Origin of the sequence: Xanthomonas arboricola pv. guizotiae, assembly GCF_002940205.1 — a bacterium.
Taxonomy (GTDB): domain Bacteria; phylum Pseudomonadota; class Gammaproteobacteria; order Xanthomonadales; family Xanthomonadaceae; genus Xanthomonas; species Xanthomonas arboricola_C.
Map to the genome: position 1 here is coordinate 66,967 of NZ_MDSK01000002.1, position 19,213 is coordinate 86,179.

Below are 19,213 nucleotides of genomic sequence, written 5' to 3' on the forward strand. Positions count from 1 at the left end.
GTATCGGATGAAAATATATCTTTCCATCCGCATGAAGAGATTGACATCGCAAAAAGGCGGTGGCATCTTAGCCTCACCATCGAGACCGGCGGAGGGACAGGCCCTTTGATGCCGGGGCAGCCAGCGGAGCGCGCAAGCGCCCGCGTTTGGTGCCAAATCCTGCGGGGACTTTGCGTCCGCCGAAAGATGGTTCGAATCGTGCCTTGCGCACGTCGAACGCGAGCTCCCGCGAAGCTCGATGGCCGATCCACCCCGGATACCGTCATGAGCCTCGTGAATACAGCATCGCCGACACCGACCGAATACGCCGATCCACCCGCCGCCACCGACGACGGCTTGATTGCCGTGCGCGGCGAGCTTGTCATTGCCTTGCCGATGCGCCATGCCGGCATGCGCGAGCTGCGGCTGCGCTATGAACTGATTGGCGCCGCCAATGCGCCGGTGGTCTTCGTGGCCGGCGGAATTTCCGCGCATCGCCATCTGGCCGCCAGCGACCTGTTCCCCGAGAAGGGCTGGGTGGACGGCCTGGTGGGTGCCGGCCGCGCGCTGGATCCGGCATCGCGCCGGCTGCTGGCGTTCGACTTTCTGGGCGCCGATGGCACCCTGGACGCGCCGATCGATACCGCCGACCAGGCCGATGCGATCGCCGCATTGCTGGATGCGCTGGGTATCGCGCGTCTGCACGGCTTTGTCGGCTATTCGTACGGTGCGTTGGTCGGCTTGCAGTTCGCGACCCGCCATGCCGCCCGTGTCGGTACCCTGGTTGCGGTCAGTGGCGCGCATCGCGCCCATCCCTATGCCGCCGCCTGGCGTGCATTGCAGCGCCGCGCGGTGGCACTGGGCCAGCTGCAATGTGCCGAAAACCATGGGCTGGCGCTGGCACGGCAGTTCGCCATGCTCAGCTACCGCACCCCGGAAGAATTCAGCGAGCGCTTCGACGCGCCGCCGGAAGTGATCAATGGCCGCGTGCGTGTGGCCGCCGAAGACTATCTGGATGCCGCTGGCGCGCAGTACGTCGCGCGCACGCCGGTGACCGCCTACCTGCGGCTGTCCGAATCCATCGACCTGCACCGCATCGACCCGGCCCAGGTGCGCGTGCCCACCGTCGTCGTTGCGGTGGAGGGCGACCGCCTGGTGCCGCTGGCCGACCTGGTCAGCCTGGTCGAAGGGTTGGGGCCGCGCGGCAGTCTGCGCGTGCTGCGCTCGCCGTATGGCCACGACGCCTTCCTGAAAGAAATCGATCGCATCGACGCGATCCTCGCCACTGCCCTTCGCATCACCGGAGAAACCGCATGAGCTTTCGTGACCCCGCCGACGCCCCCTGTACCGCCGCCACCGCCGCCGTCCGCGCCGGCATCGATCGCGACACTGCCTATGGTGCGGTGACGCCGCCGATCGTGCTGTCGTCGAACTTCTCCTTCGATGGTTTCGGCAACAAGCGCCAGTACGACTACACGCGCAGCGGCAACCCGACCCGCGATCTGCTCGGCGAAGCGCTGGCCGAGCTGGAAGGCGGCGCCGGCGGGGTGATCACCTCCACCGGTATGGGCGCGATCAACCTGGTGCTCAATGCGCTGCTGCAGCCGGGCGACACCCTGGTGGTGCCGCACGATGCCTACGGCGGCAGCTGGCGCCTGTTCAACGCGCTGGCCAAGAAGGGCCACTTCGCGCTGATCACCGCCGACCTCACCGACCCGCGTTCGCTGGCCGATGCTTTGGCGCAGTCGCCCAAGCTGGTGCTGATCGAAACCCCGTCCAATCCGTTGTTGCGCATCACCGACCTGCGCTTCGTCATCGAGGCGGCGAAGAAGGCTGGCGCGTTGACCGTGGTGGACAACACCTTCCTGTCGCCGGCGCTGCAGAAGCCGCTGGAGTTCGGCGCGGACCTGGTGCTTCACTCCACCACCAAGTACATCAACGGCCACAGCGATGTGGTGGGCGGTGCGGTGGTCGCGCGCGATGCCGAACTGCATCAGCAGTTGGTGTGGTGGGCCAATGCGCTGGGCCTGACCGGTTCGCCGTTCGATGCCTTCCTCACCCTGCGCGGTCTGCGCACGCTGGATGCGCGCCTGCGCGTGCATCAGGAAAACGCCGACGCGATCGCCGAGCTTCTGGACGGGCATGCGGTGGTCAACCAGGTGTATTTCCCCGGCCTGGCGTCGCACCCGGGCCATGCACTGGCCGCGCGCCAGCAGAAGGGCTTTGGCGCGATGATGAGTTTCGAGCTCGACGGTGGCGAGGCTGCGGTGCGCGCGTTCGTCGACGGTCTGCGTTATTTCACCCTGGCCGAGTCGCTGGGCGGTGTGGAAAGCCTGATCGCACATCCGGCCTCGATGACGCATGCGGCGATGACCGCCGAAGCCCGCGCTGCCGCCGGGATTTCCGATGGCTTGCTACGGCTGTCGATCGGTATCGAGTCGGCAGAAGACCTGTTGATCGATCTGCGTGCCGGCCTGGCGCGTGCCGAAGCGACGCTGACCAGCGCAAGCCGCAAACAGGTCGACGCGTGAGCGCCGTGCTGCCTGTTTCGCGCCGCGCTTCGGCCGCAGCGGTGACGCCGACACCGCGGCTGGCCCTGCTCGGTACCGGGACGGTGGGGCGCGCGTTCGTGGCCCGCTACAGCGCGCTGCAGGAGCGCCAGCTGCAGTTGCCGCGCTTCGACTGGTTGGCCAACTCGCGTATTGCCCACGATTGCGGCACCAGCGCCGCACAGGCCTTGCACCAGGCCAATGCCGCGCCGCGGGGCCAGGCCGTGCTGCAGCCGTGGGCGGAAACCACCGCCTTGCGTGCCGGCGATGTGCTGGTGGATGCGACCGCCAGCGAGGTCGTTGCCGATTGGCATGCGGAATGGCTGCTGCGCGGCGTGCATGTGGTCACCGCCAACAAGTTGGGCCAGGGCACCGCGTTGTCGCGCGCGCAGGCCCTGCATGCGGCGCGTCATGCCAGCGGTGCGCACTACGGCGACAGCGCGACGGTTGGTGCGGGGTTGCCGGTGTTGAGCAGCGTGCGTGCACTCGTCGCTGGCGGCGACCATATCCATTCGATCGAAGGCGTGTTGTCAGGATCGCTGGCCTGGCTGTTTCATCGCTACGACGGCACCGGCGCATTTTCCGATTGCCTGCGTGAGGCGATGGCGGCTGGCTATACCGAGCCGGATCCGCGCATCGATCTGTCGGGCGAGGACGTGCGGCGCAAGTTGCTGATCCTGGCGCGCGCGGCGGGCTGGCAGCTGGAAGCCGAACAGGTGTATGTGGAATCGCTGGTGCCCGCAAGCATTGCGCGGTTGCCGCTTGACGCCTTGGACGCGCAGCTGGGCGCGCTGGATGCGGTGGTCGGCGCGCGCTGGCAGCAAGCACGTGCCGCGGGGCGTTGCCTGCGCTTCGTCGGCCGTGTGGATGCGCATGGTGCCAGCGTCGGCTTGCGCGAGTTGGCGCTGGATCACCCGCTGGCCGGCGGCGCCGGCACCGATAACCGCGTCGCCATCAGCAGCGATCGCTATCGCCAGCAGCCATTGCTGATCCAGGGGCCGGGCGCGGGTGCCGAGGTGACGGCGGCGGCGTTGCTGGATGATGTGTTGCGGATTGTGGCTGGGTAGCCGGTTTAGGACATGGAGAGGCGCCGGCGCTCTTTGAGCACGGTTGCCTGTGCGCGTTTAGCCGATTTCGTCGCTACGCATGTTGATGACCTGCTGGCTGTCGTGCATCTTGCAAACGCCTCAGCTGCAACTCGCCTGTGCGCGAGCTGCAGCGTTCGAAGACGCGTTCTGTGCTGCTTACGGCGCAATCGCCTTCAGCAACGCGGCATTGAAACGTGTCGGGTCCTGCACCTGCGGCGAATGTCCGAGGTCGGCGAACTCGACGAGCTTCGCGTTCGGAATCGCCGCGGCCGCACGCTTGCCCAGCTTGGTGTAATCGCCGACACGCGCCTTGACCTCGGGCGGCGCGGTGTCCTTGCCGATCGCGGTGCGGTCCTTGAGGCCAATGAACAGCGTGGTCGGCACGCTGAGTTTGGTCAGTTCGTACATCACCGGCTGGTTGAACACCATGTCGTAGGTCAGCGCCTGGTTCCAGGCAACCGCCTGCCTGCCGTTGCCCAGCGACATGCCGGCCTGCATGCGCGCCCAGCGTTCGAACTCCGGCTTCCACTGGCCGGCGTAGTAGACCTCCATCTGATACGTCTTGATGCGCTCGAAACTGATCTTCAGTTCGTTGTCGTACCAGGCGTCGACGCTGCGCCACGGAATGCCTTCGGCCTTCCAGTCTTCCAGGCCGATCGGGTCGACCAAGGCCAGGTGCTCGGTGGCCTGCGGATACATCAGCGCGTAGCGGATGGCGAGCATGCCGCCCATCGAATGGCCTACCACCACCGCACGTTCGATACCCAGCGTCTTCAGCAGCGCCTGGGTGTTGTCGGCCAGTTGCGCGAAGGAAAACTGATAGGCGGCCGGCTTGCTGGATTTGCAGAAGCCCACCTGGTCGGGCGCGATGACGCGGTAGCCGGCGCTGCTCAACGCGGCAATGGTCTGTTCCCAGGTGGCGGCGCAGAAGTTCTTGCCATGCAGCAGCACGGCGGTGTGCCCGTTGGGTTTGCCGGTGGGCGCGACATCCAGGTACGCCATTTCCAGCGGCTGCCGTTGCGAGGTGAACGCAAAGGTCTTGACCGGATGGGGGTAGTCGAAGCCTTCCAGGCGCGGGCCGTAGCTGGCTTCCTGTGCCATCAGGGGGCCGCAGGCCAGGGCCAGGGCGAGAGTGCAGGCAAGCTGTCGCATCGCGATCTCCGTCGGAATCCAGCGTCGAACGGTACACGGCGGCATGTGGTGGGGACGTACAGCGCTGTCATGCGACTGCATCGGCGGGCGCTGCCGTTGGACGCATTGCCCTGTTTCGCGATGCCTGGAGAGTGACTGCAATACATGGCGCGGCCCGGGGCCGCACCATGCTCAGCATTCGATCACGTTTACCGCCAGGCCGCCGCGGCTGGTTTCCTTGTACTTGTCCTGCATGTCGCGGCCGGTGTCGCGCATGGTCTTGATGACCTTGTCCAGCGACACCTTGTGCTTGCCGTCGCCGCGCATGGCCATGCGGCTGGCGTTGATCGCCTTGACCGCGCCCATTGCATTGCGTTCGATGCAGGGGATCTGCACCAGGCCGCCGATCGGGTCGCAGGTCAGGCCCAGGTTGTGTTCCATGCCGATTTCCGCAGCGTTTTCGATCTGCCCCGGGTTGCCGCCGAGCGCGGCGACCAGGCCGCCGGCGGCCATCGAACAGGCCACGCCCACTTCGCCCTGGCAGCCGACCTCGGCGCCGGAAATCGAGGCATTTTCCTTGTAGAGGATGCCGATGGCCGCAGCGGTGAGCAGGAAGTCGAAGATGCGCTGCTCGGATGCGCCGGGGCAGAAGCGGTCGAAGTAATGCAGCACCGCCGGGATGATGCCGGCTGCGCCGTTGGTGGGCGCGGTGACCACGCGGCCACCGGCTGCGTTCTCCTCGTTGACGGCCAGTGCATAGAGATTGACCCAGTCCAGTGTGGTCAGCGGATCGCGCATTGCCGCTTCCGGTTTGGACGACAGCTTGCGATACAACGCCGGTGCGCGCCGCGAGACGTTCAGGCCACCCGGCAGCGTGCCTTCCTGGCGGATGCCGCGTTCCACGCAGGACTGCATCGCACTCCACAGCTCGCGCAGGCCGGCGCGAATCTGGTCCTCGCTGCGCCAGCTCTTTTCGTTTTCGAACATCAGCGCGGCGATGCTCAGGCCGCTGCGCGCGCATTGCGCGAGCAGTTCGTCGCCGCTGAGGAAGGGGTAGGGCAGCGGCGTTTCGTCGGCCACGATGCGGTCGTCGGCGGCATCGTCCTGGTTGACCACGAAGCCGCCGCCGACCGAGTAGTAATCGCGCGTGGCGATCACGCCTTCATCGGCATCGTAGGCGGTGAAGCGCATGCCGTTGGTGTGGTAGGGCAGCTTCTGCCGCTTGTTCATCGGCAGGTCGCGCTTTTCGTCGAAGGCGATGACGTGCTGGCCCATCAGGCTGATGCGCTTGCTGGCGCGGATGCGCTCCAGCGTGGCCGGGATGATGTCCGGGTCGATCAGGTTGGGGCGGTGGCCTTCCAGGCCGAGCAGCACGGCCTTGTCGGTACCATGGCCGCGGCCGGTCAGGGCCAGCGAGCCGAAGACTTCGGCGCGGATGCGTACCACGTCCTGCAGGCGGCCGGCATCCAGCAGCCAACGATGCACGAAGCGCTCGGCCGCGCGCATCGGTCCTACGGTATGAGAGGAACTCGGACCGATGCCGATCTTGAACAGGTCGAACGTGCTGACAGCCATGCGTGCCGGAGAGGTGAGCGTAAAGGCGGCTATTCTAGTCGGTCGGCGCTTGCGGCACGGCTGCAGCGCAGCATGAGACCTGCCGATGGCCTTGATCCTGTACCAGCGCGACGATTGCCACCTGTGCGACCAGGCCGTGGAAGTGCTGGCGCAGGCACGCGCAGGCGAGTTCAGCAGCGTCTTCATCGACGGCGATGCGGCGCTCGAGTCCGTTTATGGGGAGCGCGTGCCGGTATTGCGCGATGCGGGTGGGCGCGAGCTGGGCTGGCCATTCGACAGCCGGCGTTTGCGCGAGTGGTTGAATGCCGGCACGCGATGAAGCGGCCTGTTCGCCCCCGGTACGCGCCAGATTTTGGATCTGGAGTGGCGGAAAACGACCTCGTGCCGGTCTGGTGTGGAGCGGATGATCCGGGCCTTCGCTGCAAGGCGGCCGATCTGCTACTTGGCTGCAGGGCCCTTGCCCACCCACCATCGCGGGACACGCTGCAAGTACGTCCTTGTAAGCTCTTACGCGGCATCCATGCCGCGTAAGGTCCCGCGACGGTGGGCGGGCAAGAACCGGTCGAAATGGTCGGTGTGCATGCTTTCAACAAAACAACCGACTCACTCTCTGGAGCGGTGAGGGCACCGCGCCCTCGACCGATCCAGCGTTTGATCCCGGATTTTGACTGCATCTAACAAGAAGGGGCTAAGGAAGCTCTGAACAACTCCTCGATAGACTTCTGATCGACGCCTGAGGTTGGAGCCATCACGCGTAAGTGATTGATTTTCAGCAACGGAGATTGTCGTGATCAAGCGAAATCCCAAGTTCGCTCGCAACGCCAAGAGTTGTTCAGAGGTTCCCTAACAAACGAATCTTGTCGGCCGCCCGTTCAAGGTGTCAGCCGTATTGATTCAATGGCACCACTGCTGCTCGCAGGGCACGCCATCGTGGTCGCCGTCCATCGTTGTGTCGGGGCAGTGGCGCAGTACCCAGGTGGCATCGTCGCAGGAGGTCATCTGCGAGCAGTGTTTGCGCCCGCCGCAGCTGTAGTGCGGCGTGGGTGCGGGTGTGGCCGACGTTGCGCCTGCCGCTGCAGTTGCCGTTAGTGCTGGCGCGCTCTGCAGCGCTGCGCGTTCTGGCAGCGTCCTGTTTCCCGGTGCCGGTGCCGGTGCCGGTGCCGGAGCTGCTGACGCAGTTTCAGTGGGCGCAGAGCCTGGCATCAGCGCGTCCCGATCGAGATACGCATAGCCGCCAGCACCTGCGACAAGCAGCAGCAACATGACCTTGCCCAGCCCGAGCGAGCGACGGATCGATGGCGATCGCGCTGCCGCATGCTGCCGGCGTGCGCCACGTCCGGCTGCATGCTGGCCGGCGCGCATCACGCGCACTGCCTGCCGTCGCCCATCCTTGCCCGGTTCGATCTCGAAGGAAATCACTTCGCCGATGCGTGGCGTTTCGAAGCCGCGGGGAAACGCTGAAATGTGCACGAACAAATCGTCGCCCGGCCGCGCCGGCGTGATGAAGCCGAAGCCGCGATCGGTATTCCAGCGGGTCAAGGTTCCATGTGTGCGCATCGGCGGCGTCCCTGGGATGGATGCCGAGTCTAGCTGTCGCGCGGTGTCATCCGGCCGCCAGGCATAAAAAAACGGCGGACCCGACGAGGTAGTCCGCCGTTCAGTGGCCGCTTCCGGTTGCGGCCGGTGGCGTTACTTCGCCTTAAACACGACCTTGGTGCTGATCGCGGTTTCGTTGGGAATGGTCTTGGTATCGGCCCAGTCGCCGCCACCGACGCCGAAGTCCAGGCGCTTGACCACCGCCTTGCCGGCCAGCACTGGCTGCGCGCCGGGTGTCCAGGTAAAGGTCAGCGTGACGGGCTTGCTGACGCCGCGCAGTTCCAGCGTGCCGTCGGCCGCGTACTGGTTGCCGCCGAGTGCGCGGAACTTGTCGGCGTGGTAGCGCGCGGTGGCGAACTTGGCGACATTGAAGAAGTCCGGCCCCTGCAGGGTCGAATCGCGGTCGTTGTTGCCGCTGATGGCACTGGCCAGCGTGATGCGGACATCGAGCTTGGCGCCGGCAAGGTTGGCCGGGTCGAAACTCAGCGTGGTGTCGAAACCGGGGAATTTGCCGGTAAACACTTCGCCGTCGTACTTGCTGGCAAACACCAGCGACGAGCCGGGCGCCTGCACGTAGTCGGCAGCGAGGACCGGTGCGGTGGCGAACGTGGCCACCAGCGAGGCGGCGACCAGCAGGGGAGAGGCGAACAACCTGGACGACATGGGGAATCCTTTAGGGTTTGGGAGAGAGCCAACCGCGCGGCAACATCCGCACCAAGGTGGCGTCACGCTGGAACAGGTGGTGGTAGAGCGCAGCGCCGGCATGCGCCAGCACCACCGCAATCAACAACCAGAAGCCCCACTCGTGGATGAAGTGCGCAACCGCACGCAGTTGTTCGTCCGGCGGGCTGAGCTTGGGCACGGCGAACAGGCCAAACCAGCGGAATGGGCGCAGGCCGCTGGTGGAGTCGTACAACCAGCCCGACAGCGGCATCGCAAAGATCATCGCGTACAGCAGCCAGTGGGTCAGGCCGGCGATGCGTTCCTGCCAGCGTGGGGTGCCGGACACCGGCGGCGGCGCACCCGCATAGAGGCGCCAGCCCAGCCGGACGATCACCAGTGCCAACACGGTCAGGCCCACCGATTTGTGCGCGGTGTAGACCCAGAAGTATTTCGGCGTCTTGGGCAGTTCGCCCATGGTCAGGCCGACGATGCCCAGCACCAGGATCAGCAGGGCGATCAGCCAGTGCAGGGTCTGGCTGACACCGCCCCAGCGTTCGACGTTCTTCAGGGTCATGCTCAGGATTCCGGGCTGGGGGCAGCGTCAGGGGCGGCCGGTGCGTCTTGTGGCTGCGGTTGCGGCGCCTCGTCGTCGGCGCGGCCTTCGCGCACGGCTTCGGCTTCGATGCGCAGTTCCACCGTATCGCCGATCATCGATTTCCACGCGTCGATGCCGAACTCCGCACGGCTCAGCGTGGCGGTGGCGGAGAACCCGGCGGTGCGGCGGAACGGCGGCAATGGATGGCGTTTGAGCGCATTGAGGGTGACGTCCAGGGTGACCGGGCGGGTGACCCCGTGCAGGGTCAGATGGCCGGTGACCTTGGCGTGGTTTTCGCCGCTGGCTTCCACCTGCGTGGAGACGAAATGCGCGTCGGGAAAGCGCTCGGCGTCGAGTAGGTTGCGTGCCAGGGTGGCCTCGTTCCACTTGGCATCGCCCAGGTCGGCGCGGCGCAGCGGCACGGTCACGTCCAGCCGTGCCGAGGCCCAGTCGTCCGGGTCGAACACCAGCGTGCCGCTGGTTCCGGAAACGGTGCCCAACGCCTTGGAAAAGCCGGCATGTTCGACCGCAAACAGCACCCGCGTGTGCACCGGATCCAGCGCGTAACGCACCGGCGCGGCGGTCGCGGCAAGGCTGGTCGCGACCAGGGCGGGAAGCAGCAACAGGCGGGCGAGGGTTGTCATGGGCGGATTCTAGACATATCCCGCTGCACCGCGCTTGGCTTGCGCTCGCAACGATCCGTTGCGAGCATGCGGGCTGGACGTGGAAAGGATGCCCACATGCGCGCGCTTGCTGTTTTGCTGGTCTTGCTGCTGGGCGCGCTGCCCTGTGCGGCGAAGATTCCGGAGATTCCGCGTTTCCGGATCGTGGGTCCCAGCGACGGACTCCCATCGACCATGGTGGTTGCGATCCACCAGGATCGCGCCGGCTATCTGTGGCTTGGCACCCTGGATGGTTTGGTGCGGTACGACGGCGCAGGATTCAGGACCTGGCGACATGATCCTTCCGACCCGGCATCGTTGCCCTGCAACGCGATCCAGGCGCTGCACATCGACGCGCTTGACAGGATATGGATCGGCTGCGGCAAGACGCTGAGCGTCATGGATGCCGGGCGAGGCCACTTTCGGCATTACCGCGCGGTCGACTATCCGTTGATGAAGGACGGCGAGATCTACAGCATCACGGCGTTCGACGGCGATATCTGGGCCGGAACCACGACCGGCGCGCTGATTCGCATCGATACTTCCGGCGTGATGTCGTCGGTGGATCTGGGTACGCTCGATGGCGACCTTGACCAGGCCATGGTCATGAATCTTGCGGCGGACAACCGGCCGCGGCTGTGGATCGGAACCACCAGTGGCCTGGCGTATTACGACGGAAAACGTCTGCATCGCTTATATGTCCCGGACGAGCCGAACCGGCAGTCTGCCATCTTCGGTCTGCAATGGGCGGGCGACCGTCTGTGGCTGGGCAGCGAATCGGGGTTGCACGTCATGGGATCCGACGATCGATGGCAGCCGCTTCCCTGGGGGACGATGTTCGGCACCGGCAACGAATTCTGGGGTGCAGTGGCTGCCCCGGACGGCGAATTCTGGTTGGGAAGCGGACGCGGTCTGTGGCGGACCCGCGGCGAGCGTCCACCGGTCCCTGCCTTCAGCGGAGAGGGGGCTTTGTCACGCCGTAATGTCATTGGCCTGCTTGGAGCCGCTGATGGCGGGCTATGGGTTCCGATGCATGGCACCGGCCTTGGGTATTTGCCGGCAGACTGGAAGCGCACTGCCGTGCTCAAACCCGCGGTGCCGACGGGTGATGCCATCTATTGCAACCTGGCCCCTGCCACACGTTCTGGCGGCTTGTGGCAAGTCGATGCGGAAGGTCGCTTGTTGCGCGTCGATCCAAGCACTGGCGACACGTTTCAGACAGGGTTGCAGTCGTCGCAACTCAAGGACATGGAGTTGGTGTCGGCGCTGGAGGATCGCCTGCAACGTGTCTGGCTAGGCAATTTGAGCTTTGGTCTTTCCCGCATGGATCTGCGTACTGGTGAATTCATCCACTGGCCGTCCGATGGCCCCGAACCGGCGTCGGCGCTATCGGCGCCTGACTGGATCATCGAGCATGGCGATACGGTGTGGATGGCCTTCATCGACATGCTGCAGCAGCGCGATTTGCGCAGCGGTCGTATCTTGCAGCGCATCACGCAGCAGGACTTGCACGGCTTGCGCGATATCGCCGTACAGCAGCTGGAACAGGGCCCGGACGGGCGTGTCTGGGTTGCAGGCGAAGGCGGCATGTTCGCCTGGGACGAAGCGTCACACCGGTTCGTGCCGGTCCCAGGGTTGGAAGGGACGCAGATCCAGGCGTTTGCCAGCCAATCGCCGGAGATGGTGTGGGTGTATCGGGCCGTCGGTGCAGAACAATGGAAAAAAAACGCAACACGTTGGGTGCGCGTGCGTCAGGTGGGCCAGGCCGACGGCCTGACCGGGTTCGACGCGTCCGCAATGCGGATCGACCCGCGTGGCAGGGTCTGGATTTCCAGCTTGCGCGGGCTATGGCGGATCGACCCTTCGGTGACGCCGCCACGCCTACGCAATATCGGTACACGCGATGGATTGACCAGCCAGGAGTTCATTCAGCATTGCCTGCTGATGGCGGGCGATACCCTGATCGGGGCGACCAGCGATGGCTCTACCGTGCTGCTGGATACCGCAATGCCCGATATCGCACCGTTTGTTCCGGCACTGCAGCTGGAACATGTCAGTGTGCTACGCAATGGTGCACGCATCGCGTTGCCAATGGATCGCCCGTTTCAGCTGGGCCCTGGAGATCGGCAGCTGCAGATCGTCAGCCGTCTGCTGTCGTACAGCGACCCGCTGTCCAATCGTTATCGCAGTTTCTTGAAAGGCTTCGACACCGAATGGCAGACCTCGGGCAACGCGGGAATCCGGGAATTCGCCAGCTTGCCCGCCGGTAGCTATGAAATCACGCTGCAGGGGGTGGATCCGCTGGGCAATCGCTCACAGATGCGCTCGCTGCGGTTCTCGGTCAATCCGCCGTGGTGGCGCAGTGACGCAGGCATCGCGCTCATTTGCCTGCTTGTGCTGCTGCTGGGCGCATTGCTCGCGGCCGCCTACCGCCGCCGTGTGCGCATGCGCGCGCAATGGCAGCTGGCACAGCACAAACGCGAGCTGGCCGAACAGGCATCATTGGCCAAGACACGCTTTCTTGCGACCCTGGGGCACGAAGTACGGACGCCGATGACCGGTGTGCTGGGCATGAGCGAGTTGCTGCTGCAGACGCCGCTGGATGGCCGTCAGCAGGGCTATGCCAGCGCGATCCAGCTGGCTGGCAAGCATCTGCTGCGGCTGGTCAACGATGCCTTGGATCTGGCACGGATCGAGGCCGGCAAGCTGCCGTTGGACTACCGCGACTTCGATCTGCGTCAACTGATCGGGCAGGTGGCCGAGCTGGTGCGCCCGAGCGCCGAGCAGAAGCAGCTGGCCTTTGCGTGCGAGCTGGACGACGCGCTGCCGCCGGCACTGCATGGCGATGCCAGCCGGGTGCAACAGATCCTGCTCAACCTGTTGTTCAATGCGGTCAAGTTCACCGAACGTGGCAGCGTCAGCCTGCGTGTGGCGGTGGTGCCGCAAAGCCACAAGCAAGGCATCCGGATCGAAGTGTGCGACACCGGCCCGGGCATGAGCGCGGAACAGCGCGGGCGCCTGTTCCAGCGCTTCGAGCAGGCCGAAGGCGCCGCGACGCTGGCCCGGCATGGCGGCAGCGGCCTGGGCCTGGCGATCTGCCGCGAACTGGCGGCGGCGATGGGCGGTGCGGTAACGGTCAGCAGCGAACTGGGGCAGGGGGCGTGTTTTACGGTCGAGCTGCCGCTGCGCTGGGTGAGCGCGCTCCCCGCCGTGCCTGCATCTGCGCGCGCAAGCTCGCCGCAGGCGCAGCCGCCATTGCAGTTGCTGCTGGTCGAAGACGACCCAACCGTGGCGCAGGTGATCGTTGGCCTGTTGCAGACGCGTGGCCATCAGGTCACCCATGTCCTGCATGGTCTGGCGGCGTTGGCCGAGGTGAGCACGCGCCGCTTCGACGCAGGGCTGTGCGATCTGGACCTGCCGGGCATCGACGGTGCGGCGCTGGTGGCGCAGTTGCGCGCGCGCGGCGTGCGCTTTCCGATCGTCGCGGTCACCGCACGTGCCGATGCCGATGCAGAACCGCAGGCGATGGCCGCCGGCTGCAACGGCTTCCTGCGCAAGCCGGTCACCGGCGAGCTACTCGCACAGGCACTGGCACGCGTGCTGGCCGATGCCGCCGATGCGCACGACGCGCACGACGCGCCGGCCTGACGGCAGCGCATTGGTCTTGTTGGCGGCTCCGAGGCCGGCCGTCATGGGGCGGGTCGCGTGCAGTTCCGCCAGGGAGTGCGCGCGACCGTGCAGCCGGCGATGGGGACGTCGACGCGATCGCGGCTACCCGGCAAATACGCGCAACGGGGGCGGTGACGGTGGAGGAATTTCCGTGGAGTGAAAACGGATGCGCCACGCGGCAAGCCCGCTCGGGCTTGCTCGCACCGCGTGCGGCCCGCACTATGCGGCGACTTGTCGTGAAACCTGTCCCGTGCGCCTTTTTTCGTGTTTTTCCTATTGGTTGATCGCAGTAGTGTCGCTGTGTCTGTGCGTCACGCTGGCGCCTGCACGGGCGGCCACGGGTGCGCTGCTTATGCCGGTACCCAGCCAGGTCACGGTCGCCGACGGGCTGCCCTCGGACACCGTCAGTGAGCTGGCCGAAGACCAGCAGGGCTATCTCTGGATCGCCAGCGATGACGGCCTGGCCAGATTCGATGGACGCAATTACCGCATCTGGCGGATGGAAGACGGGTTGACCAGCAACGCGATCTGGACCATCTGCGTCGATCGCGACAATCGGGTGTGGATGGGGTTCGAGAACGGCGGAGCCGGTTTCCTGGAGGCCGGGACGCGCACGTTCAGGCGGCTGGAGAATCCGCAGTTTCCGGAGCTGCGCGAAATCACGGTGTGGGCGCTGGCCACCACACCGAATGGCGATGTCTGGCTTGGCACTGCCGCCCACGGGCTGTATCGGCGCCGTCCCGACGGCAGCATGCAGCGCTTTTCCAACGTGCCCAGCGCCCCGGCCAGCCTGCCGTCCGATAGCGTGATCGGGTTCGAGGTCGCACCCGACGGGACATTGTGGATCGGGACCCATGGCGGGCTCGCGCGCTGGGACGGCGCGCATTTTCAGCGGGTGGCGCTGCCTGGAACCACGCAGGCGATCAACCGCCTGCACATGGAGCGCAGCGGCGACACCTTGTGGGTCTCGGATGTGGTCGGCGATGCGTTTCGCGTGGGCGCCGACGGCCGGGCGCGGCCCCAGCCGTGGCAGAAGGCGGTGAGCAAGCGGCGCGTCATGGGGGTGTTGCTGCATGACCGCAGCGGCCGCTATTGGCTGGACACCGAGAGCGGCCTGGGCCTGTCCACCGCAGGAACCGAGATCAGCAGCGTACCGGTCTACAGCCTGTCGGCGCACGGCCTGGTCAGGCGCAACTGGATTGCGGCTTACGAGGATCGGGAGGGCGGGCTGTGGTTCGCGGCGCTCGAAGGCGGCCTGTGGCACCTGCCGCCGTATTGGGACACCTTTGCGGTACTGGCCCACCACGGCAGTGATCCACAGTCGCTGGCCAACCCGTCGGTGCTGGCGACGGCGTCTTCGGCTGCGGGCGGTGTGTGGCTGGCTGGCTCGCGGCATGTGCTGGAGTATCTCGATGCGGCAACCGGCCAGCTGCAGACGCATCTGGCTCAGATCGACGCCCGTCCGCCCGATTCCATGCTCGAAAGCCGGCGCGGGTTGGTGTGGATCGGCGTCGACGGAAAACTGGTCCGGTATGACCCGCAGACCCGGCAGGTCAAACGCTGGCAGTTACGTGAGGATGTCGAGCCTGATCCGGACGGTGCTGCGGACCGGCCGGGCTGGATGGCGGAGGACGCGCAGGGCCGACTGTGGGTGACCGTGCTGGAATATGGCCTGCAAATCCGCAACCAGGAGGGACAACTGCTGCGGACCATCGTCAACGGCAGTCATGGACTGGAGGTGTTGACCATCCTGGACATACGCCTTGGTCCGGATGGTCAGATATGGCTGAGCAATAACGCCGGCCTGCGGCGCTGGGACCCCGCCACCGACCGCTTCGTCCCCGTCGAGGGCACGCCGTCCCTGCCGACATATCTGTTCCGGCTGGGAGAGGGGGGCGTGGTCTGGACCGGCTTGGCCGGCGAGATCCGGCGGTATCTGTGGGACGGAAAGCGGCTCAAGCACCTGGATACCGTCGGCAAAGAGCAGGAGTTTCCGTTGGTGGCGCCCAACGGCCTGGTGGTCGACGCCAGGGGCGTGGCGTGGGTGTCCAGTCAACGCGGGCTGATCCGGATCGATCCCGGCAGCAGGCTGGTGCGGGTGTACGGGGTGCACGATGGACTCCCCAACCAGCAGTTGCAGATCAACACGCTGGTGCAGGCCGGCAGCGGGCGGATCGTCGCTGCATCGCCCGACGGCGTGGTGGTCTTCGACCCGGCCACGATGCGCCCCAGCACCCGCAGCCCGCCGTTGATCATCGAACGCGTGGGGCTGCGGCGCGGGGAGCGTGGTCTGGATATCACCGGACAGGAGCCGCTGGCGATGCAGGACGGCGACCGCGATCTGCATATCGTCGCGCGCCTGCTCAGCCTGGCCGATTCCGAATCCAACAGCTACCGATTTCGGTTGAGTGGCTACGATCCGGACTGGATCGATGTCGGTCCCAGCGGCGAGCGGCAGTTTTCGCGGCTGCCCGCGGGGCATTACACGCTGGAAGTGCAGGGACGCACCGCCGACGGAATCTGGTCGGCCAGCCAGACGCTACGTTTTCAGGTGCTGCCGCCCTGGTGGTTGTCGCCATGGGGACTGGTGTTTCTGGGCCTGCTCGCGCTGTGCGCCATCGTTGCGGCGGTGTTGTTGTATCGCCGCCGCCTGCGGCGTTTGAACGCCTGGCAACTGGCGGTGCACAAGCAGGAACTGGCCGAGCAGGCATCGTTGGCCAAGACGCGCTTTCTGGCCACGCTCGGCCACGAGGTGCGTACCCCGATGACCGGTGTGCTGGGCATGAGCGAGCTGTTGCTCAAGACCTCGCTGGACAACAAACAGCGCAGCTATACCGAATCGATCCGCCGTGCCGGCGCGCATCTGCTGCGCCTGGTCAACGATGCGCTGGACCTGGCGCGGATCGAATCCGGGCGCCTGGAACTGGATCTGGAGCCGTTCTCGGTACGCCAGCTGGTGGCCGAGGTGGAAGGCCTGATGGCGCCCCTGGCGCAGGAGCGCGGCCTGCGTTTCACCCTGGAAGTCGGGCTGCTTGGCGACATCACCGCCAGTGGCGATGTCACCCGCATCCGCCAGATTCTGCTCAACCTGCTCAGCAATGCGATCAAGTTCACCGAGCGCGGCGTGGTCGGACTCAAGCTGACCACACTGGGCTCGTATCAGGGGCTGCGTTTCGAGGTGGCCGATACCGGGCCGGGCATCAACGCCGACCAGAAAGCGCGCCTGTTCCAGCGTTTCGAACAGGGCGACGGCGCCAAGACCACCTCGCGCTATGGCGGCAGCGGCCTGGGTCTGGCCATCTGCCAGGAACTGGCGATGGCGATGGGCGGGAATATCGAGGTGATCAGCCGGCTGGGCGCGGGTACGCGCTTCGTGGTCGATCTGCCGCTGCGCTGGGTCGCTTCCAACGCCACGCTCGGTGGCGAGGTGGCGCGCGCCGGCGGCACGGTCGCCCCGCAGCGCATCCTGCTGGTGGAAGACGACTCCACCATCGCCGAGGTCATCGTTGGCCTGCTGCGTTCGCAAGGTCACTCGGTGGTGCATGCACCGCACGGGCTGGCCGCGCTGACCGAGGCGGCAGACAACCCCTTCGACCTGGCCTTGCTGGACCTGGATCTCCCCGGGCTGGACGGCTTTGCGCTGGCGCGGCAGTTGCGCGTGTTCGGCTACGACATGCCGCTGATCGCGGTGACCGCACGCTCGGACGAAAAGGCCGAGCCCACCGCGCAGGACGCCGGGTTCGACAGTTTCCTGCGCAAGCCACTCACCGGCGACATGCTGGCCGACACCATCGCCGAGGCATTGCAGCGCGAGCGCCCGCGCGAGGAGATCTAGCGCCGTGCTTGCAGTCGCGCACGGCCCTGCGGGCGCTCGCACACGCTGTTGGTCGATGCGGCGCAGGCCGGGTTATTCGGCGACTTCTTCCACCTGCCTGGGGTGCGGCCGCGTCTCGGCCAACTGCCAGAAGATCAATGTCGACGACAAGGTGATGCCACCGACGCACAAAAAGGTCGCATGCAGCGCCGCAGTGGCGCCGTGGCTATCGCCCAGGTGCGTATTGAAGGCGGCCAGCAGACTGCCCGCCGCCGCCGCACCGAAACCGGTGGCCAACATCATCACCATCGACAGCAGGCTGTTGCCGGGGCTGGCCTGCTCGCGATCCAGGTCGCGCAGGGTCACCGTGTTCATGACGGTGAACTGCAGCGAGTTCACCGCGCCGAAGCAGGCCAGCTGCAGCAGCCGCAGCCATAGCGGCTGGCCCACATCGATCAGGGCGAAGCTGGCCATCGCCAGGCCCACCAGCACGGTATTGAGCATCAATACGCGGCGGTAGCCGAAGCGACCGACCAGCTTCACCGCGGCACGTTTGGCAGCCATGCCGGCCAACGCCACCGGCACCATCATCAGCCCGGCATGCATCGGGCTCATGCCCAGGCCCACCTGCAGCAACAGCGGAATCAGCAACGGCATCGAGCCGCTGCCCACCCGTGCGAACAGGTTGCCCAGAATGCCGATGCGATAGCTGGCCACCTTGAACAAGGCCAGCGGAAACAACGCCACCGGCGTGCTGGCCGCATGCAGCCAGTAGCCGGCCAACGCGGCAAGCCCGCCGATGGCCAGCAGCATGACAAACGCGTGGCGCAGGCCGAGCTCGGAGATGCCGTCCAACGCCAGCGACAGCGCCACCATGCCGAATGCCAGCATCAGATAGCCGATCAGATCGAAGCGCTGGCGCGCATCGCCATAGTGGTCGGGCATGATCTTCAGCGCGGCGACGAAGCCGATCACCCCGATCGGCAGGTTGATCAGGAACACCCAGTGCCACGAGGCGACTTCCACCAGCCAGCCACCCAGCGTGGGGCCGATGAGTGGGCCGATCAATGCGGGAATTGCGATGAAGCTCATCGCGCGCAGGAAGTCGGCGCGTGCCACGGTCTTGAGTACCGCCAGCCGGCCCACCGGCAGCAGCATCGCCCCGCCGAGGCCTTGCAGCACACGCGCGGCCACCAGCTGCGGCAGCTGCTGCGCGGCGGCGCACAGCAACGAGCCCAGCGTGAACACGATGATCGCCGCCAGGAAAGTACGCCGGGTGCCGAAGCGGTCGGCAATCCAGCCCGACGCAGGAATGAACATCGCCACCGCCAACGCATAACTGAAGACCACCGACTGCATCTGCAGCGGACTCTCGTGCAGGCTGCGCGCCATCGACGGCAGCGCCGTATTGACGATGGTCGCATCCAGCATCTGCATGAAGATCGCCAGCGACACCAGCCATAGCAAAGGTTTGATGGTGTCGTAGGCGCGCAGGACGGGGACGGGCTGGGACATGGGAATTGCCATCGGGAAGACAGCGCATTATCCCCGCGCGTGCGTGCAGAACGTCGCAACGCTCCGTACTCCACCGTTGCTTGAGTCCGCCGCCGCGTGCCTGGCCGCAGTGGCAACGAGTGAGACGCGCCTCACTCAATCCAATTGCGGCAAGCCGGATGTCACGAATCGTCGGGAAAGGGCTGTGGCGGCGTGCTAATGCCAGATCTGGCTTGCACCAAGCGGTTGCTTTGCTGGCGAATCGTTTTGCGCCTGCCACCGTCCAGTCACCGCAAGCGAGCGTTGTCTCACATCAGGGTGGATCGACCCAGGGCGGGCGAGGGGAGCGTTCGTAAAGAAGGCGGAATGCACGCTTGGAGCCTTGCCGACGGTCTGGT

The 19,213-nt window shown here is 66.0% G+C and carries 13 protein-coding genes and 1 riboswitch; of the genes, 6 read left to right on the forward strand and 7 right to left on the reverse strand.

Annotated features, from left to right (window positions below; genetic code table 11):
* Nucleotides 1-73: 73 nt before the first annotated feature.
* Nucleotides 74-193, forward strand: a riboswitch (SAM riboswitch).
* Nucleotides 194-264: 71 nt separating this feature from the next.
* Genes metX through XarbCFBP7408_RS01860 form a run of 3 tightly spaced genes read left to right on the forward strand, consistent with a single transcriptional unit; the run spans nt 265 to nt 3,595 of the window.
* Nucleotides 265-1,296 carry a homoserine O-succinyltransferase MetX gene (metX, locus tag XarbCFBP7408_RS01850; protein WP_104560867.1) on the forward strand — a complete coding sequence of 344 codons (1,032 nt, stop codon included), beginning with the start codon at nt 265-267 and terminating at the stop codon, nt 1,294-1,296.
* Nucleotides 1,293-2,510, forward strand: coding sequence for an O-succinylhomoserine (thiol)-lyase (locus tag XarbCFBP7408_RS01855; RefSeq protein ID WP_039519681.1), 1,218 nt, complete (start codon nt 1,293-1,295; stop codon nt 2,508-2,510). Before metX ends, XarbCFBP7408_RS01855 begins: the two co-directional genes overlap by 4 nt.
* Nucleotides 2,507-3,595, forward strand: a complete 1,089-nt coding sequence (locus XarbCFBP7408_RS01860) for a homoserine dehydrogenase (RefSeq protein WP_181106996.1) — start codon at nt 2,507-2,509, stop codon at nt 3,593-3,595. The genes XarbCFBP7408_RS01855 and XarbCFBP7408_RS01860 overlap by 4 nt, the downstream gene beginning before the upstream one ends.
* A 177-nt stretch (nt 3,596-3,772) precedes the next feature.
* On the opposite strand, the gene XarbCFBP7408_RS01865 is transcribed toward XarbCFBP7408_RS01860, so the two are convergent.
* Nucleotides 3,773-4,768, reverse strand: a complete 996-nt coding sequence (locus XarbCFBP7408_RS01865; protein ID WP_104560871.1) for an alpha/beta fold hydrolase — start codon at nt 4,766-4,768, stop codon at nt 3,773-3,775.
* 171 nt (nt 4,769-4,939) lie between these two features.
* Entirely contained in the window at nt 4,940-6,322 is a 1,383-nt protein-coding gene (locus XarbCFBP7408_RS01870; protein ID WP_104560873.1) for an L-serine ammonia-lyase, read from the reverse strand.
* Between the two features lie 85 nt (nt 6,323-6,407).
* Here XarbCFBP7408_RS01870 and XarbCFBP7408_RS01875 point away from each other — a divergent pair, with 85 nt between their 5' ends.
* Entirely contained in the window at nt 6,408-6,641 is a 234-nt protein-coding gene (locus XarbCFBP7408_RS01875) for a glutaredoxin family protein (RefSeq protein WP_104560875.1), read from the forward strand.
* Nucleotides 6,642-7,216: 575 nt separating this feature from the next.
* Here XarbCFBP7408_RS01875 and XarbCFBP7408_RS01885 read toward each other — a convergent pair.
* The 4 genes from XarbCFBP7408_RS01885 to XarbCFBP7408_RS01900 form a co-directional block, all read right to left on the reverse strand.
* The gene (locus XarbCFBP7408_RS01885; protein ID WP_104560879.1) at nt 7,217-7,879 is read right to left on the reverse strand and encodes a cold shock domain-containing protein; all 663 of its coding nucleotides are present in this window, start codon (nt 7,877-7,879) and stop codon (nt 7,217-7,219) included.
* Nucleotides 7,880-8,011: 132 nt separating this feature from the next.
* Entirely contained in the window at nt 8,012-8,581 is a 570-nt protein-coding gene (locus tag XarbCFBP7408_RS01890) for a YceI family protein (RefSeq protein ID WP_104560881.1), read from the reverse strand.
* Between the two features lie 10 nt (nt 8,582-8,591).
* Nucleotides 8,592-9,155 carry a cytochrome b gene (locus tag XarbCFBP7408_RS01895; protein WP_104560883.1) on the reverse strand — a complete coding sequence of 188 codons (564 nt, stop codon included), beginning with the start codon at nt 9,153-9,155 and terminating at the stop codon, nt 8,592-8,594.
* Nucleotides 9,156-9,157: 2 nt separating this feature from the next.
* Complete coding sequence (locus XarbCFBP7408_RS01900) at nt 9,158-9,820, reverse strand: YceI family protein (RefSeq protein WP_104560885.1); 663 nt, start codon at nt 9,818-9,820, stop codon at nt 9,158-9,160.
* A 96-nt stretch (nt 9,821-9,916) separates the two neighbouring features.
* On the opposite strand from XarbCFBP7408_RS01900, the gene XarbCFBP7408_RS01905 reads away from it, so the two are divergent.
* Nucleotides 9,917-13,486: a hybrid sensor histidine kinase/response regulator gene (locus XarbCFBP7408_RS01905; RefSeq protein ID WP_104560887.1), complete on the forward strand. Its 3,570-nt coding sequence runs from the start codon at nt 9,917-9,919 to the stop codon at nt 13,484-13,486.
* A 373-nt stretch (nt 13,487-13,859) separates the two neighbouring features.
* A complete protein-coding gene (locus XarbCFBP7408_RS01910) occupies nt 13,860-17,342 on the forward strand; it encodes a hybrid sensor histidine kinase/response regulator (protein WP_258071976.1) in 3,483 nt (1,160 codons plus the stop codon).
* A 72-nt stretch (nt 17,343-17,414) separates the two neighbouring features.
* Here XarbCFBP7408_RS01910 and mdtD read toward each other — a convergent pair whose 3' ends face one another.
* The gene (gene mdtD / locus XarbCFBP7408_RS01915) at nt 17,415-18,836 is read right to left on the reverse strand and encodes a multidrug transporter subunit MdtD (RefSeq protein WP_104560891.1); all 1,422 of its coding nucleotides are present in this window, start codon (nt 18,834-18,836) and stop codon (nt 17,415-17,417) included.
* Nucleotides 18,837-19,213 lie beyond the last annotated feature (377 nt).